Genomic DNA, 15,817 nt, shown 5'->3' with positions numbered 1-15,817 from the left:
GGTTACCTCAGGCCCCCTTGGCCGCGGTGCGGACCAGGACGAGGCCGCCGTTCGGACCGGGAACCGCGCCCTTGATGAGCAGCAGACCCTTCTCCGCGTCAACGGCGTGGACGGTCAGGTTCTGGGTGGTGACCCGCTCGTTGCCCATGCGACCCGCCATGCGGAGGCCCTTGAACACGCGGCCCGGGGTGGCGCAGCCACCGATGGAACCGGGAGAGCGGTGCTTGCGCTGGGTGCCGTGTCCGGCGCCGAGGCCCTTGAAGTTGTGACGCTTCATGACACCGGCGAAGCCCTTGCCCTTGCTCTTGCCGGTGACGTCGACCTTCACGCCGGCCTCGAAGACCTCGGCGGTGACTTCCTGGCCGAGGGTGTACTCGGAGGCGTCCGCCGTACGGATCTCGACAAGGTGGCGACGGGGGGTGACGTCGGCCTTCGCGAAGTGGCCCTTGAGGGGCTTGTTCACCTTGCGCGGGTCGATCTCGCCGAAGGCGATCTGGACCGACTCGTAGCCGTCGACGTCGTTCGTACGAACCTGGGTCACGACATTGGGGCCGGCCTTGACGACGGTGACCGGAACAACACGGTTGTTCTCGTCCCACACCTGCGTCATGCCGAGCTTCTCGCCCAGGATGCCCTTGATCTGCTTAGCCATTCTCAGCCCACCAGCCTCAGAGCTTGATCTCGATGTCGACACCGGCCGGGAGGTCGAGTCGCATCAGAGAGTCAACGGTCTTGGGGGTCGGGTCGAGAATGTCGATCAGGCGCTTGTGCGTGCGCATCTCGAAGTGCTCGCGCGAGTCCTTGTACTTGTGCGGCGACTTGATGACGCAGTACACGTTCTTCTCAGTGGGCAGCGGCACCGGGCCCGCGACCGACGCACCAGTGCGGGTCACCGTCTCGACGATCTTCTTCGCCGAGGAGTCGATGACCTCGTGGTCGTAGGCCTTGAGCCGGATGCGGATCTTCTGTCCCGCCATGGCTACTCAGTAGTCCTGTCTCTTCTTACGCTCTGGAACCCGGCGGATTCCTTCTGCTGCCTGCTCGCCTCCGACCCACGCGGTCGGGCGTGTCGCGCTCTCGCTGACACGGATGTCCCTTGTTCGAACATCCCTGCAGGGAATGCGACGGCCCTTCCGGAACCGCGGACCGGGGGCCTCAGGCCCACCGGGTGCCTGGTCGGTACCGCACCGCACTTCCCGGAAGATTCCCGTACGTCCGCCCCAGCGCTGCCCGCAGGCAGTTAGGGCGACGAGTACTGTGGGACTCGCTTCCGGTCCTCCCGGCGGGAGGCGCGCAGCATCAACACTCGACCGAGCAACTCGGACAGTCTGCCATACGGGGCGGGGGCTCCGCCAATCGAGCCGGAGAGAATACCCCGAAGGTGACGGAGGTCAAACCGGGGCGCCGGGCTCCTCGGCCGCCGCGGTCACCGGAGCTTGTCGAGAGCATCGCCGCGGGCCGCGAGGGCACTGTCCCGGGAACCGTACGCCAGAGCGTCCTGGATCCCGCTGTCGGCGCCGAGCGCCTTGCCCCACACACGGCTCATGTCCATGCTCTGGGTCTCCAGCCGCGCGAGCGCGTCCGTGGCGTCGGCACCCTTCAGCTCCTGCTTCCACGAGTCGATCAGATGGCCGGCGGCGTCCTGGCCGTAGGCGGGCGGGGCGGACGCCTGTGCCGACAGGCGGGCGGCGACGTCCCCGCCCCACTTCCGCGCCCCGGTCCGTCCCATGCTCCCCGTCACCTTTTCCGCCACCCCGTCCAGCGAGCCGAGGACCCGCCCGCAGAGCTTCGCCCGCAGAGTGAGCGTCTCCTTCCCGGCCGTGGCGGGGGTGGCGGCGAGATCGGCGGCGGCCCGCCGGGTGGCGGCGTCACGGACCGTGGCGTAGGCCTCGGGGCTGTCCGACACCGCCCGTACGACATGGAGCACGGTGTCCACCGACACGGACATGTGGACGCCGGTCCGGTCCTGCCAGGGCGAGGTGGACGACGTGTCCGCGCGGATGTAGTCCACGTTCACCGAGGTGAGGATCTGGTCCGTGTCATCCGCGTAGTCGGCCAGCGTCTGGGCGAAGGGAACGGCGAAGGCGGGATCCACCGTCCGGTCGCCGGCCGCGACCGTGTCGTCCACGGCCGTCAGGAGGTTCTGCATGGCTCGTGCCTGCCGGAGGGTGTGCTTGCCCCGCGTCGCTCCCATGGCGGCGTGCTTGACGGCCGCGCCCAGTGCAGGGCAGCTGAGATCGCTCCGGTACTCCGCTCCCAGAGCCGACCGCACCCTCTGGTCCGCCAGGAGCTGCTTCTGGCAGGCGCCGGAGTCGTCGGCGGAGCCGGTCCACAGCCAGGCCCCGATCCCTCCGGCCACGGCCAGACAGACCGCGGTGACGGTGAGCTTCAGGCGGAACCGGCGGGTGCGCGGTGCCGAGAGTGACGACATGTACGTCTGCTTCCTGTGGGGCCCGGTGCGTGTCAGTTCGTGGTGTCGACCAGGTAGTTTCTCGCGTTCGTGATACCGCGGGTCTGGCCGTCGAGCGCCGCCGTGGTCAGGTCCGCGATCCGGGTCTGGGCCTTGGGATCGTTCATGTCGATGTCCGACCGCCCCTCCGCCCAGCCGTTGACCATCAGCGGCAGATCCTTGTTCGCGGACAGGAAGGTGTCGGCGACCTTGGCGTTGGCCTCGTTGTCCGCTTGCGCCTTCCACTGGTTGTCCATGTCCCAGGTCACCGTGTCCACGCCGCGCTGCAGGGCGTCGCCGTAGGCGATGCTGGGGCCCTCCGCGCCGGCCGTGAAGTACAAGGGGGTCAGCGCACCGCCGATCACGTGGTAGGCGACCTTGGCCTTCCAGTCGGCGGCCGCGTACTTGGTCATGCGGTCGTCGTTGATGATGTCTTCCTGGATGACGCTGTAGGTTCCGCGCACCGCTCCGAAGTTCTCGAACTTCGCGTTGATGTCCTGGTGGAGGGCGCCCTTCGGCAACTGGTCCATCTCGTAGTTGATGTGCCGGTCCTCGGCCTTCTGGAGCGTCGCGTAGGCGGAGGGGTCGTCGGAGAGCCCGCGCATGACCTGGGTGAGGGTCTTCGGGTCGACGGACAGGTGGACGCCGTGCCCGTCGGTGAAGTAGCCGTGCCCGTCGCTGACCGAGCCGTCGATGGTGCCGCTCGTGATGTAGTGGGAGTCCACTCCGGCCAGGATGTTGTGCGTGTCCGAGGCGTACTCGCCAAGCGCGTCGGCGACCGGCTGCCGCAGATTCGCGGGAACGGGCGCGTTCGTACCGGAGCTCGGCTTGAGCTGGTCGAGGACGTCGGCCATGACACGGGTCTGGGCCTCGTCATGGTGTGCCTCGGGCCACGGATCCTGGCCCGAGGTGAGCGGCGGATGCCCCGTCGCCGCGGCCTCCAGGGCCGCGCCGAAGCCCGTGCGGCTGTCGCCGTCCTCCGCCATGACCGGCATGCCGACCGTGGTGCCGCCGGGCGGGGTCGCGAAGTGGTCGACGACGGTGTTCCAGTCCCGCCCGTTCATCAGGTAGTTCAGATTGTCGCTGTGCGCCGGGTCCAGGTAGGACGTGCAGGTCTTCGGGTCCTGGGACATGATCCCGAGCACGCCGTCGAGGGGATCGTTGGCGAACCAGCCCCGGTCCTTGCCGCTGAACTTGTCCCGCAGCGCCCAGACGGACTGCAGGTTGCCCTTGGCCGCGTACGACTCCTCCGCGTGCCGGATGTCGTCGGCGGTGTCCGCCAGGAACTGCCCGTTGTAGCCATGGCCCTGCTGCATCAGCGTGACGAGGCTCTGGTAGCCGCGGACCTTCTCGTCCGGGATGGGGCTGAGGCCGTCGACCTTGAACTGCTCGGTGCCGGCCTTCTGCATGTCGGCGCGGAAGTTCTTGTAGAAGTCCGAGTGCGGGTCCTGCGTCGCGGTCGCCAGCGTCATGGCGAGGCTCTTCTGGATGTCCAGGTACTGCCCGCTGTGCTGCTTGTCGCTGTGGTAGGCGAGGCCGTCGAGGCTGTTGGAAAGGTCCAGGGTGCCCTTGGCGCCCAGGTCGTCCAGCACGGTCTGGCTGAGCACCTTGTCGCCGGCGCTGTCGCGGAAGACACGCTGCAGTTCCTGGTAGTCGGCCGGCGAGGCCGTACCGGAGTTGACGCGCTGGGCGATGTCCTTGGTCTCGTCCGCCTCGTACTTCTCGATGCTCCCCTGCGCCTTGCCGTTGAAGTCGGGGACCTGGCCGAAGCCCAGGTCGGGGCCCTTCACCACGGCGGTGAAGGCGACCTCCACGCCCTTGTCGGCATCGTTCACGTCCTGCACGCACTGGTCGATGCGGCCCTGCCAGGAGGCGACGGACTTGCGGACGCTGTCCTGGTAGTCGGGGTCGTGCGCCAGCTCCTGCTTGTCCCCCTGGCTGAGCTTCCCGGTGTCGTACGAGACCAGGCCCTGGTCCGACACCTTCATGCCGGCGGCGATCGCCTCGTCCCGCGCCGACTCCAGCTTCTTGCGCAGGGCCACGAACTGGGTGTTCGCTTCACGCAGCAGCGCGGCGACGGCCTTGGCCTCGGTCTGGGCGTTCTGGTACTCGGTGAGCCTGATGCCGAAGCGCCCGTTGGCCGCCTGCTGGCTCTCCCCCACGAACAGGGGGCTCAGAGTGATCCCGTGCACGTCCCGCTGGTACGCGGTCTCCTGCTTGTGGAGTTCCCCGGCCATGCCGTCCCAGCGGTCGGCGGCCGTGGTGAGTGTGGACAGGTCGGTCGTCAGGATCTCGTGATACGTCGGCATGGGTCCCCGTTGGTTTTGATGGCGTGCGAAAGGGCTCGGCTGTCTGTCACTGCCCCGGCGGCAGTGAGTACCCGTCGAACACCGACACCTTGCGCGTCGTGTCACCCACTCCGAAGTCCGTGCCGGTCAGAAACGTGTTGTTGGCCCGGAGGGCCGACTCGTCTCCCGACAGTTGGTTCATGAGGTGCTGGACCTGCTCGCCCCAGGTCGTGTGCATCGTGCCGACGGCACCCGAGGTGAGCCAGCCGTGCCCGTCCTTCGCGTCGAACGCCTTCACCACAGCACCCGTCTCGTCGTCCGCCCAGGCCCCCGCCGTCCGGGTGGCGGGCTCGATGTCGTTGTGCAGGGTGTTCGCCGCGTTCGTCTTCTGGGCGGGTGAGGACGCGAGGTTCGGCCGCCCGCCACCTTCCGGTCCCCCACCACCCGGGTCCGCCACCTGATTGAGCCGCATTCCCACGGCGCCTTCGCCGTCACTTCCCGTCATGCCGCCTACCCCCGTCCGCCGCTCTGGCGTGCCGCGCCAAGCTAACAAACAGCCTGATTCCACAGGACAGTTGAGCGGCGCCCTTGATATTTCCTTTGCTTCGGGGAGTGGCGGGCAGATCCAGGGCCAGGACTACGTCGATCAGGTACGGGTGACCGTCCCGCACCCCTTGCTGTGGTCGTCCGACACGGACTTGCTGCGGTCGTACGGGTCCGTGGCCGGGCCCGTCGCCGGGGCGCCCGTGGGGGCGGTGTCCGGGAAGACGGGGTGGAAGTAGCCGTCGTGGACGCCGCACTCGGTGTTGTAGAACTCGCTGTCGGACGACCGGACCGTGAGCTTGCCCCCGGTCGCGATCCATGTGCGCGGGTCGAGCAGGTCGAAGGTCAGGTCGCGGCGGATGATCGTCCGTGCCACGGCGGCGTCGGCTCCGCCGGACTTTCCGCCGGCCCGGACCAGCGGGTAGACGAAGGTGTAGTCCGCGTGCACCCGCACCTCGCCCGCAGCGCCCGCGGAGAACGTCGTACGACCGCGCACCTTGACCACGTCACCGGCGAGGACCACCTGTGCCGGGTCGAACCGGGTCACCAGTTGCAGGGGGTCGTACCGGCGGTCCGGGGTGCGCAGCGAGCGCCGCAGGTCGGACAGTTCATCGGGGTGCTTCTGCTCCGGGTCGAGCAGGGCCAGCACCGAGGTGGGCTGCCCGCCGCGCAGCACCGCCGGGTCCAGGTTGGCGCCGACCAGGAACTCCTTGACGCGGCGCAGGGCGACAGCCATGTCCGCCTGGCCCATCCAGCCCACGGCCTTCGCGCTCGGCACCTCGATGGCGTCCGCCCCGTCGGCCCACCGCTGCGCGGGCGAACCGAGGAACGGGTCCTTGCGGGTGGGCGGTCCGGCCTGGTCGACCGCGCCCGGGGCGCTGGTCGGCGGTGCCGTCTCGGCGGGCAGCGTCGAGGCCGAGGTCCGGGATCCGTGGTCGCGGCCGGGCAGCCGGTCCAGCAGCAGCGACGGCCGTACGGCCACGAGGGCCAGCGCCGCTGCCAGCACCACACCGATCACCGAGCCCACGGTACGGCGCCGGCGGCTCCGCCCGTTCATCTCCCGCCAGGCCGGACCGGTGCGCCATCCCGGCGGCAGCGACGGCTGCGGCTTCGCTGCCCGCTTCCGCCAGCGCCGCCGGCCGTTGCCCTCGGTCGCCTGTTCCCGGACCGCCTCGTCCTGCTCCCGCAGCCGACGGGTCACCATCCGCGCCCGCGCGGACGGCTCCTTCGGCGCGTTCCTGCCACCGTCCTCCGCGGCTTCCCGTAGGAACGCCTCCCACTGCTCGTCGGGTATGGAGGACTCGTCGGGGTGTTCGGGCTGTTCGGGAGGCTGGACGGCGGTCACGGGTTCACTTTCGGTCGTGCAAGATCACTGGCGGGGGCAGTGTTCTTCGCCGACACGGGTATTGCACAGAGGGTGTGTCAGATTTTGTGAAAGCCGTGATCCAACCGGTATGGATCCCGTCAGAGCGTGCGCACGAACTCCGACCAGGCCTCCGGCGCGAGGGTGAGGCGGGGGCCGGTGGGGGTCTTGGAGTCGCGGATGTGGATGGTGGTGGGGGCTTCGGCTACTTCGACGCAGTCGCCGGGTTCGTTGGTGCTGCTGTAGCTGCTCTTGAACCAATGGAGTTCGGCGGTGCTCATAGTCTCCCCAGCGCTCGCTCGATGAAGGCCTGCGACTCCCTCGGTGTGAGGGCTTGCGCCCGGATCATTCCATAGCGCAGTTCAAGGATCAGGAGGTCCTTGGGGCTTGAGACCGGGCGGCCGTTGAATGCGCCGTCGGAACGTCCGATCGCGGTGCCGTCAGCGAATTTCAGTACCTCGACCAGGCCTGCCGCACCGGCATGCTCCTCCCGGTCGGTTGGCATGACCTGGAGCGTTACGTTCCTCAACTGGGCCACCTCCAAGAGGTGTTCGAGTTGTCGAAGCAGCACCATCTTCCCACCGTAGGGACGTTCGAGCGTCACCTGTTCCTGGACGAAACTGAGCGTCGGAGCCGGATCTCGTCGCTCGAAGACGGCCTTACGAGCCATACGCGCGGCGGTTTCCCGCTCAACGACGTCCTCGGCGAGTGCGGGCTGTCTCATCTCGTACATCGCTCGCGCGTATTCCGGCGTCTGCAACAACCCATGGATGTTGTGATTGCTGTACAGCAGCATCTCCACCGACCTCCCCTCCAGCTCGGCCAGCTCCCGCACCTTCTTCGGATACCGCGCCTTCCGCATGTCCTCCATGAACGCCCTCAGATGCCCCTGCGCCTTCAGGATCTGGTCCGCTCTGTCCAGGGCCTCCGGCCGAGGAATCCGTGCCCCGCGCTCGATCTTGCGGATCATGTCCTCGCCGTACCCGAGGGCGGCCGCCAGATCCGGCACGCTCACCCCGGCCGCCTCCCGGCACACCTTGAGCAGGCGCCCCACCGCCTGCACCACCGGCTCGATCTCGTCCCCCGGCTCGACGTCCCAACCGGCCACGTCCACACCGTCGTTCATGACTCCTCCTCCGACGCGCACCCTGTACCCGTACAACGCCTGAGACAGCCGAGACAGCCGAGACAAAGCGGGGACAGTCACCGTACGTAAGGGCGTTGACACTCACCCATGGAAGCAAGTCCGGCCACTCTGAGTGACGTGATCCAAGAATCCGTCATCCCCGACTTCACGGTGCTGCTGTCCCCCACCCCGCGCGGCGCCCGCCTCGCCAGACTCCTCGCCGTACAGCAACTCCGCGACTGGCAGCTCCCGTTGGACGCCGCGGAGCACATCGTGGCCGAGCTGGCCGCCAACGCCGTGACCCACGGCAAGGTACCCGGACGGGACTTCCGGCTCACGCTCTACGTCGTCGGCGCCATGCTCCGCATCGAGGTGACCGACACGCGCGGTGACCGCCTGCCCCACGCCCAGCCCCGCACCGCCGACGCCGAGTCGGGTCGCGGACTCGTCCTGGTGGCCGCACTCGCCGACCGCTGGGGAGTGGCCGAGGGCCCCACCCCGCGCAAGACCGTCTGGGCCGAGATCTCCATTCCGGCACCGGAGCACGGGCGCCCGTGCTCCGGCGTGACGGGCGGTCTTTCCCAAGGACGTACGAGGGTGAAAGAACCCAACCAAGCCCCACCCCTCCCGCCCACGGCGCAAACTCACCCGCGAGGGTGAACATCGCCAACTCAGCTGGATTCGGGGCCTATTGCCTGCCTTACGCTCGGCGCAACACAGCCGCAGACATGCGACGGCCCTCGCCGGGACGGCAATCCCGTTGCGAGGGCCTGACCACCGAGGAAGGTAAGGACTTCCCGATGGACACCCAGCACCTTAGCGCGCCCCCGCACGCCCAGTCCCGCGTTGCAGGCAACAAGCACCCGAACCGGGGCCCTCGTTCCGGCGTCGGGGGGCTCATCCACGAGCACACCCGCCACACCTCCCGCTTCACGGTGATCGGCAACCACCTCGCCCAGCACCCAGAACTGTCGGGGCTCGCCATCGGGCTCGGCGTGCACATCCAGTCGCTGCCGCCGGGCGCCCAGGTCGACATCAAGACCCTCGCCGCCCGGTTCCCCGAGGGCGCGACCCGCGTCGCCGCAGCCCTGCGTGAGCTGGAGACTCACGGCTATCTGCGCCGCGAACGCATCCGCGTGCCCGGCGGTCGTATCGTCACCCGCACGGTCTCCTGCAACCAGCCCGGGTCCCGGAAGGACGCCCACCAGCCCAGGGGCGTCGCACCCGGTACGAAACACAAGAAGCAGGAACGCCGCCGCGCGCTGCCCCCGGTGCCCCGGTCGGCCTGTCCCTCACCCACGCTCCTCCAGCAGGCCACGGACCTGCTCGCAGGCCTGCGTCGCCACGATCCGCGCCTGCTCCTCTCCGAGTGCGACACCACGCACCTGGCCCCGGGCGTCGCGGCCTGGCTGGAACGCGACGTCGGCCCCACCGCCGTACGCCAGGCCCTGACCACCGACCTGCCACCGGAGGCACTACGCCGCCCCGCAGCCCTGCTGGCCCACCGCCTCACCAGCCAACTGCCACCCCCGCCCCCGTTCGCACCGGCCGCCCCACCGCCCGTACGGCACCCCCTGCAGACCTGCGACGTCTGCGACCGGGCCTTCCGCGCACCCCACCCCGGCCACTGCCGCGACTGCCGAACCGATCTCCCGGAGGCCGCCCAGCATGAAAGCGACGATGCTCCGTGCCCCTCGGTACCGGGCCATGCGTGACTTCGTTCAATCCACGGATGACGCGCTCCCAGGCAAGTTTGAGGTCACCCGGGAAGGGGTCGTCCACGACATGATGTCGCCCAACGGGCGGCACGAGCTGACGGTGGTGCGGCTCCGCAAGCTCCTGGAGAAGGTGATGCCGGAAGCGATCGTGGCCCATACCGGGAAGCCCGACGTGGAGTGCGAGCCCGAGCGAATCATGCGCCGCCCTGACGTCATGGTGATTACCTGGGCGGACATGGAGGTTCCTGATTCCTTCGATCCCCGCACCCTCATCGCCGCCATCGAGATCGTCTCCCGCTCCAACCCTGACAACGACTGGGTGGGCAAGGTCCGCGACTACCCCCTGATGGGCATCCCCGTCTACGCGATCTTCGACCCCCGCACCGGCACCGGCGCCGTCTTCACCGACATCCACCCCACCCCGGACGGCCCCCGCTATGCCACCCGCAAGGACTTCGTCTACGGCGAGGACGTCACGATCGCCGACTGGACGATCTCGACCGAGGGTCTGCCGCTCTACGGGTGACCCTTGAGGACACCATGAGCACTCCCGAGATCGCCCGTCGGCCTGCGCCCGGACAACAGAAAAGGCCCGCACGACCGAAGTCGTACGGGCCTCCCCTCAGGTCGGAAGACCTCAGGTCAGGTGACCTTCAAGCAAGCGGAACTTACTTGTTGATCTTGGTGACCTGGCCGGCGCCCACCGTGCGGCCACCCTCACGGATGGCGAACTTCAGGCCCTCTTCCATGGCGATGGGCTGGATGAGCTGCACCGACATCTCGGTGTTGTCACCCGGCATGACCATCTCGGTGCCCTCGGGGAGGGTCACGACGCCGGTCACGTCCGTCGTACGGAAGTAGAACTGCGGGCGGTAGTTGTTGAAGAACGGCGTGTGGCGGCCACCCTCGTCCTTGGACAGGATGTAGGCCTGCGCCTCGAACTCGGTGTGCGGGGTGACCGAGCCCGGCTTGATGATGACCTGGCCGCGCTCGACGTCCTCGCGCTTGATGCCGCGGAGCAGCAGACCGACGTTCTCACCGGCCTGGCCCTCGTCGAGCAGCTTGCGGAACATCTCGATACCGGTGACCGTGGTGGTGGTCTTCTCGGTCTTGATGCCGATGATGTCGACGGTCTCGTTGACCTTCAGGACACCACGCTCGATACGGCCGGTGACGACCGTACCGCGACCGGTGATCGTGAAGACGTCCTCGATGGGCATGAGGAACGGCTTGTCGACGTCGCGCTCCGGCTCCGGGATGGCGGCGTCGACGGCGTCCATGAGGTCCAGGACGGACTGGCCCCACGTCGCGTCGCCCTCAAGCGCCTTGAGCGCCGAGACCTTGACGACCGGGACGTCGTCGCCCGGGAACTCGTACTCGGAGAGGAGCTCGCGCACCTCAAGCTCGACGAGCTCCAGGATCTCCTCGTCGTCCACCATGTCGGCCTTGTTCAGGGCGACGACGATGTACGGAACGCCGACCTGGCGGGCCAGGAGCACGTGCTCCTTGGTCTGCGGCATCGGGCCGTCGGTGGCGGCGACCACGAGGATGGCGCCGTCCATCTGCGCGGCACCGGTGATCATGTTCTTGATGTAGTCCGCGTGACCCGGGCAGTCGACGTGGGCGTAGTGACGCGCCTCGGTCTGGTACTCGACGTGCGCGATGGAGATGGTGATACCGCGCTGGCGCTCCTCAGGAGCCTTGTCGATCTGGTCGAAGGCCGAGGCCTCGTTCAGGTCCGGGTACTTGTCGTGCAGCACCTTGGTAATGGCGGCCGTGAGGGTCGTCTTACCGTGGTCGATGTGACCGATGGTGCCGATGTTGACGTGGGGCTTAGTCCGCTCGAACTTCGCCTTCGCCACGGGGTCCTCCTGTGGAGTGGTTCTGAACGCCTTGCTTCATCGGCGCCAGGTGATCTTTGCTGGAAAGCCCGGGGCCGGGGGCATTCCCCCACGAATGCGGGTGAATGCCCCTGGCGGCTCCGGAGTCAAGCCTAAAGCGTGTGAACGCGGAGCGTTACTCGCCCTTGGCCTTCGCGATGATCTCCTCGGCGACGTTCCGCGGAACCTCGGCGTAGGAGTCGAACTGCATCGAGTAGCTTGCGCGACCCGACGTCTTGCTGCGGAGGTCGCCGACGTAGCCGAACATCTCCGACAGGGGCACGAGGCCCTTCACGACGCGAGCGCCGGCACGCTCCTCCATGGCCTGGATCTGGCCACGGCGGGAGTTGATGTCGCCGATGACCTCACCCATGTAGTCCTCGGGCGTGGTGACCTCGACGGCCATCATCGGCTCAAGGAGCACGGGGGACGCCTTGCGCGCGGCCTCCTTGAAGGCCTGCGAACCGGCGATCTTGAAGGCGAGCTCGGAGGAGTCGACCTCGTGGTAGGCACCGTCGTGCAGGATCACGCGGACACCGGTCATCTCGTAACCGGCGAGGATGCCGAACTGCATGGCCTCCTGCGCACCGGCGTCCACCGAAGGGATGTACTCCTTCGGGATACGGCCACCGGTCACCTTGTTCACGAACTCGTACGAGGTGTCGCCACCCTCAAGCGGCTCGATGCCGATCTGCACCTTCGCGAACTGACCGGTACCACCGGTCTGCTTCTTGTGGGTGAAGTCGACGCGCTCGACGGCCTTGCGGATCGTCTCGCGGTAGGCCACCTGCGGCTTGCCGACGTTGGCCTCGACCTTGAACTCACGGCGCATACGGTCGACCAGCACCTCAAGGTGCAGCTCGCCCATGCCACCGATGATGGTCTGGCCGGTCTCCTCGTCCGAGTGGACCTGGAAGGACGGGTCCTCCTCGGCCAGGCGCTGGATCGCGACGCCCAGCTTCTCCTGGTCGCCCTTCGACTTGGGCTCGATGGCGACCTGGATGACCGGCGCCGGGAAGTCCATGGACTCCAGGATGACCGGGTTCTTGTCGTCGGACAGCGTCTCACCGGTGGTGGTCTGCTTCAGGCCCATGACGGCGACGATGTCACCGGCGCCCACCGACTCGATCTCCTCACGCTTGTTGGCGTGCATGCGGTAGATCTTGCCGATGCGCTCCTTCTTGCCCTTGACGGAGTTCAGCACCGAAGAGCCGGACTCCAGGCGGCCCGAGTACACCCGGACGAAGGTGAGCTTGCCGAGGTGCGGGTCGCTCATGATCTTGAACGCCAGCGCCGACAGCGGCTCGTCGTCGGACGGCTTGCGCTTGACGACGACCTCGGGGTCCTTGACGTCGTGGCCCTCGATGGCCTCGATGTCGACCGGGGACGGCAGGTAGCGCACGACCGCGTCGAGCAGGGGCTGAACGCCCTTGTTCTTGAACGCGGTGCCGCAGAACACCGGGGTGATCGTCTTGCCGTCGGACTTGCCGGACGCGATGGTGATACGACGGATCGCGGCGTACAGCTGCTCCTCGGAAGGCTCCTCGCCCTCCAGGTACAGCTCCATGATCTCTTCGTCGTTCTCGGCGACGGCCTCGACCAGCTTGCCGCGCCACTCCTCGGCGGCCTCGGTGTGCGTGGCCGGGATGTCGACGACGTCGTACATCTCGCCCTTGGTGGCCTCGGCGGACCAGACCAGGGCCTTCATGCGGACGAGGTCCACGACACCCTGGAAGTCGGCCTCGGCACCGATCGGGAGCTGCATGACGATCGGCTGCGCGCCCAGGCGGTCGACGATCATGTCGACACAGCGGTGGAACTCCGCGCCCGTGCGGTCGAGCTTGTTGACGAAGCAGATACGCGGAACGCCGTAGCGGTCCGCCTGGCGCCACACCGTCTCGGACTGGGGCTCGACGCCGGCGACGCCGTCGAACACCGTCACGGCACCGTCGAGCACACGCAGGGAGCGCTCCACCTCGACGGTGAAGTCGACGTGACCCGGGGTGTCGATGATGTTGATGGTGTGGTCGACGTCTTCCAGCGGCCAGTGGCAGGTGGTGGCAGCAGAGGTGATCGTGATGCCACGCTCCTGCTCCTGCTCCATCCAGTCCATGGTGGCAGCGCCGTCGTGGACCTCACCGATCTTGTACGACACACCGGTGTAGAACAGGATCCGCTCGGTGGTGGTCGTCTTGCCCGCGTCGATGTGGGCCATGATCCCGATGTTGCGGACCTTGGCCAGGTCAAGTGAAGTGGTAGCCATAAGGCTTCAGTCTTCTCTCGGTCTCGATGTGGGTAGCGACTACCAGCGGTAGTGCGCGAAGGCCTTGTTGGACTCGGCCATCTTGTGCGTGTCCTCGCGCTTCTTGACGGCCGCACCGAGGCCGTTCGAAGCGTCGAGAAGCTCGTTGAGCAGACGCTCGGTCATGGTCTTCTCGCGACGGGCGCGGGAGTAACCGACCAGCCAGCGCAGCGCGAGTGTGTTGGCGCGACCGGGCTTGACCTCGATCGGAACCTGGTACGTCGCACCACCGACACGGCGGGACTTGACCTCAAGGGTCGGCTTGATGTTCTCCAGCGCGCGCTTCAGCGTGATGATCGGGTCGTTGCCCGTCTTCTCACGCAGACCCTCCATGGCGCCGTAGACGATGCGCTCGGCGGTGGAGCGCTTGCCGTTCAGCAGCACCTTGTTGATGAGCGACGTGACCAGAGGAGAACCGTAGACCGGGTCGATGATGACCGGGCGCTTCGGGGCGGGGCCCTTACGAGGCATTCTTACTTCTCCTTCTTGGCGCCGTAGCGGGAACGGGCCTGCTTGCGGTTCTTGACACCCTGGGTGTCGAGGGAGCCACGGATGATCTTGTAGCGAACACCCGGCAGGTCCTTCACACGGCCGCCGCGCACGAGCACGATGGAGTGCTCCTGCAGGTTGTGTCCCTCACCCGGAATGTAAGCGGTGACCTCGATCCCGCTGGTCAGACGCACACGCGCGACCTTACGCAGGGCCGAGTTCGGCTTCTTCGGGGTGGTCGTGAACACACGCGTGCAGACGCCACGACGCTGAGGGGAACCCTCAAGTGCGGGCGTCTTGTTCTTCTCGACCTTGTCCTGCCGGCCCTTGCGGACCAGCTGCTGGATCGTAGGCACTACTTCTCCGGTTTCTGTGTGCCGAATGGTGAAGCTAACCTGGTACGTCGCCGACCCACGCGGTCGGGTGTGTCGAATCCCGCAGACCTTGCCGCAAGGGCAAAAGGGCGCAGAGTACGGTGGCCATGTGCGGCTCGCTGTGCGGTTGAAGGCACGCACGAGAGCCAGGGCACACCCCAGGCACAAGGTCTGAGCGTACCTACCTCACGGACTTCGGTCAAAACAAATGGAGCGGGCCCCGACACGCCGGACTTCTCACCTCGTAAGCGAGGTTTCGTCCCACTTGTCCGGCAGCCGCCGGAGGGCCGTCCCGGCACCGCATCGTCCCTGGTCGGAGCGGCCACCGGCGACCTTCGGACATTTATGGCCGATTTACGGTCTTGCCGGGGGTACGGCCGATGCGCTTTCAGTACGTTGATCCGTCCGCTGCGGGTGAACAATTCGGGGGACCGGCATGACGAGCGCGTGGACCACCACCTCGGTACGGGACGACGGCGGCCTGGACGACCGGGTGCCCTTCCTGGCCCGGCTGGAGACGGAGGACCGGGCGGCACTGCTCGCCCTCGGCCGGGAGCTGACGTTCCCCGCCCGCACGGTGCTGATCCGGCAGAGCGAGCCGTCCTCGTACGTGCTCTTCCTCGTGCAGGGCTGGACGAAGGTGACCGCGGCGGCCACCAACGGCTACGAGGCGCTGCTCGCGCTGCGCGGCCCCGGTGACATCGTCGGCGAGTCGTCGGCGATCACCGGACGGCCGCGGTCGGCGACGGTGACCGCGCTGGAGCCGGTGCGCTCGCTGGCCGTGGAGCACGAGCGGTTCCGCGGCTTCCTCCAGCACTCCCCCGCCACGTCCTTCGCACTGCTGGGCCTGACCGCCGACCGCACCCGCGCCGCCGACCGCCGCCGCCTGGAGTTCGCCTCCCTGAACGTGCGCGAGCGCCTCGCCGTCCTCCTCCTGGAGCTGGCCCGCACCCACGGCCGCCGCACCGAGGAGGGCATCGAGCTCTCCGTCCCGCTGAGCAAACAGGAGCTGGCGGGCTCGGTGGGCGCCTCGCGCGAGATGGTCCAGCGCCTGCTGAAGGAGCTCCGCGACAAGCAGGCGGTCACCACGGGCCGCCGCACCCTGCTGATCCGCCGCCCCGACGTGCTCCGGCAGATAGCGGCGGCGACCGTGACGGAGGGAGCACCGGCGATTCCCTCGCCGCCGCGGTCGCCCGAGGGATGACACCGGCCCCCGGATTCACTCTGTGCACACGGTCACACTTCGACTGCGTCATCCGCCCTCACGGTCGGCACCGGCGCGCGG

General features: G+C 67.9%; 16 protein-coding genes. 4 read left to right on the top strand and 12 right to left on the bottom strand.

Translation table 11 applies throughout. The annotated features are described in order from the left end of the window. Positions 1 to 7: 7 nt before the first annotated feature. From rplC to AC4OXY_RS29315, 8 genes are all read right to left on the bottom strand, one after another. Positions 8 to 652, bottom strand: coding sequence for a 50S ribosomal protein L3 (gene rplC, locus AC4OXY_RS29350; RefSeq protein WP_062706771.1), 645 nt, complete (start codon positions 650 to 652; stop codon positions 8 to 10). Positions 653 to 668: 16 nt separating this feature from the next. Then, the gene (gene rpsJ, locus AC4OXY_RS29345) at positions 669 to 977 is read right to left on the bottom strand and encodes a 30S ribosomal protein S10 (RefSeq protein ID WP_003948644.1); all 309 of its coding nucleotides are present in this window, start codon (positions 975 to 977) and stop codon (positions 669 to 671) included. A 449-nt stretch (positions 978 to 1,426) separates the two neighbouring features. Further along, entirely contained in the window at positions 1,427 to 2,431 is a 1,005-nt protein-coding gene (locus AC4OXY_RS29340; RefSeq protein ID WP_491991352.1) for a hypothetical protein, read from the bottom strand. Between the two features lie 32 nt (positions 2,432 to 2,463). Beyond that, positions 2,464 to 4,758 carry a hypothetical protein gene (locus tag AC4OXY_RS29335; protein ID WP_491991351.1) on the bottom strand — a complete coding sequence of 765 codons (2,295 nt, stop codon included), beginning with the start codon at positions 4,756 to 4,758 and terminating at the stop codon, positions 2,464 to 2,466. A 46-nt stretch (positions 4,759 to 4,804) separates the two neighbouring features. Beyond that, on the bottom strand, positions 4,805 to 5,209 hold the full coding sequence (locus AC4OXY_RS29330; protein ID WP_491991350.1) for a hypothetical protein: 405 nt from the start codon (positions 5,207 to 5,209) through the stop codon (positions 4,805 to 4,807). A 174-nt stretch (positions 5,210 to 5,383) separates the two neighbouring features. Then, positions 5,384 to 6,625 (bottom strand): hypothetical protein, encoded by a 1,242-nt coding sequence (locus tag AC4OXY_RS29325; RefSeq protein ID WP_491991349.1) that lies wholly within the window; start codon positions 6,623 to 6,625, stop codon positions 5,384 to 5,386. Positions 6,626 to 6,744: 119 nt separating this feature from the next. Continuing rightward, a complete protein-coding gene (locus tag AC4OXY_RS29320; protein WP_376293339.1) occupies positions 6,745 to 6,924 on the bottom strand; it encodes a DUF397 domain-containing protein in 180 nt (59 codons plus the stop codon). Further along, positions 6,921 to 7,769, bottom strand: a complete 849-nt coding sequence (locus AC4OXY_RS29315) for a helix-turn-helix domain-containing protein (RefSeq protein WP_491991348.1) — start codon at positions 7,767 to 7,769, stop codon at positions 6,921 to 6,923. Before AC4OXY_RS29315 ends, AC4OXY_RS29320 begins: the two co-directional genes overlap by 4 nt. Before the next feature lie 138 nt (positions 7,770 to 7,907). Here AC4OXY_RS29315 and AC4OXY_RS29310 point away from each other — a divergent pair, with 138 nt between their 5' ends. The 3 genes from AC4OXY_RS29310 (at position 7,908) to AC4OXY_RS29300 (ending at position 10,013) form a co-directional block, all read left to right on the top strand. Beyond that, positions 7,908 to 8,429 (top strand): ATP-binding protein, encoded by a 522-nt coding sequence (locus tag AC4OXY_RS29310; protein WP_491991347.1) that lies wholly within the window; start codon positions 7,908 to 7,910, stop codon positions 8,427 to 8,429. A 140-nt stretch (positions 8,430 to 8,569) separates the two neighbouring features. After that, entirely contained in the window at positions 8,570 to 9,484 is a 915-nt protein-coding gene (locus AC4OXY_RS29305; RefSeq protein ID WP_491991346.1) for a helix-turn-helix domain-containing protein, read from the top strand. After that, positions 9,438 to 10,013: a Uma2 family endonuclease gene (locus AC4OXY_RS29300; protein ID WP_356027372.1), complete on the top strand. Its 576-nt coding sequence runs from the start codon at positions 9,438 to 9,440 to the stop codon at positions 10,011 to 10,013. Before AC4OXY_RS29305 ends, AC4OXY_RS29300 begins: the two co-directional genes overlap by 47 nt. A 142-nt stretch (positions 10,014 to 10,155) precedes the next feature. On the opposite strand, the gene tuf is transcribed toward AC4OXY_RS29300, so the two are convergent. The 4 genes from tuf to rpsL all read right to left on the bottom strand — a co-directional run bounded on the left by tuf (position 10,156) and on the right by rpsL (position 14,514). Next, positions 10,156 to 11,349, bottom strand: a complete 1,194-nt coding sequence (gene tuf / locus AC4OXY_RS29295; protein ID WP_356027374.1) for an elongation factor Tu — start codon at positions 11,347 to 11,349, stop codon at positions 10,156 to 10,158. A 154-nt stretch (positions 11,350 to 11,503) separates the two neighbouring features. Then, positions 11,504 to 13,630, bottom strand: coding sequence for an elongation factor G (gene fusA, locus AC4OXY_RS29290; RefSeq protein ID WP_356027376.1), 2,127 nt, complete (start codon positions 13,628 to 13,630; stop codon positions 11,504 to 11,506). Between the two features lie 39 nt (positions 13,631 to 13,669). After that, positions 13,670 to 14,140, bottom strand: a complete 471-nt coding sequence (rpsG, locus tag AC4OXY_RS29285; RefSeq protein WP_003992340.1) for a 30S ribosomal protein S7 — start codon at positions 14,138 to 14,140, stop codon at positions 13,670 to 13,672. 2 nt (positions 14,141 to 14,142) lie between these two features. Further along, a complete protein-coding gene (gene rpsL, locus AC4OXY_RS29280) occupies positions 14,143 to 14,514 on the bottom strand; it encodes a 30S ribosomal protein S12 (RefSeq protein WP_003948652.1) in 372 nt (123 codons plus the stop codon). A gap of 454 nt (positions 14,515 to 14,968) precedes the next feature. Here rpsL and AC4OXY_RS29275 point away from each other — a divergent pair, with 454 nt between their 5' ends. Further along, on the top strand, positions 14,969 to 15,736 hold the full coding sequence (locus AC4OXY_RS29275; RefSeq protein ID WP_356027379.1) for a Crp/Fnr family transcriptional regulator: 768 nt from the start codon (positions 14,969 to 14,971) through the stop codon (positions 15,734 to 15,736). Positions 15,737 to 15,817 lie beyond the last annotated feature (81 nt).

It is taken from the genome of Streptomyces sp. HUAS MG56 (assembly GCF_058673395.1).
Note: the sequence above shows the minus strand (reverse complement) of the source record. Positions and strands in the feature narration are given on the sequence as shown.

Bases quoted from the DNA above. Each gene is read 5' to 3' on its own strand.
- AC4OXY_RS29275 (WP_356027379.1), top strand. From the start codon at position 14,969: ATGACGAGCGCGTGGACCACCACCTCGGTACGGGACGACGGCGGCCTG.
- AC4OXY_RS29300 (WP_356027372.1), top strand. From the start codon at position 9,438: ATGAAAGCGACGATGCTCCGTGCCCCTCGGTACCGGGCCATGCGTGAC.
- rpsG (WP_003992340.1), bottom strand. From the start codon at position 14,140: ATGCCTCGTAAGGGCCCCGCCCCGAAGCGCCCGGTCATCATCGACCCG.
- AC4OXY_RS29335 (WP_491991351.1), bottom strand. From the start codon at position 4,758: ATGCCGACGTATCACGAGATCCTGACGACCGACCTGTCCACACTCACC.
- fusA (WP_356027376.1), bottom strand. From the start codon at position 13,630: ATGGCTACCACTTCACTTGACCTGGCCAAGGTCCGCAACATCGGGATC.
- AC4OXY_RS29320 (WP_376293339.1), bottom strand. From the start codon at position 6,924: ATGAGCACCGCCGAACTCCATTGGTTCAAGAGCAGCTACAGCAGCACC.
- AC4OXY_RS29315 (WP_491991348.1), bottom strand. From the start codon at position 7,769: ATGAACGACGGTGTGGACGTGGCCGGTTGGGACGTCGAGCCGGGGGAC.
- rpsJ (WP_003948644.1), bottom strand. From the start codon at position 977: ATGGCGGGACAGAAGATCCGCATCCGGCTCAAGGCCTACGACCACGAG.
- AC4OXY_RS29330 (WP_491991350.1), bottom strand. From the start codon at position 5,209: ATGCGGCTCAATCAGGTGGCGGACCCGGGTGGTGGGGGACCGGAAGGT.
- AC4OXY_RS29305 (WP_491991346.1), top strand. From the start codon at position 8,570: ATGGACACCCAGCACCTTAGCGCGCCCCCGCACGCCCAGTCCCGCGTT.
- rplC (WP_062706771.1), bottom strand. From the start codon at position 652: ATGGCTAAGCAGATCAAGGGCATCCTGGGCGAGAAGCTCGGCATGACG.
- AC4OXY_RS29340 (WP_491991352.1), bottom strand. From the start codon at position 2,431: ATGTCGTCACTCTCGGCACCGCGCACCCGCCGGTTCCGCCTGAAGCTC.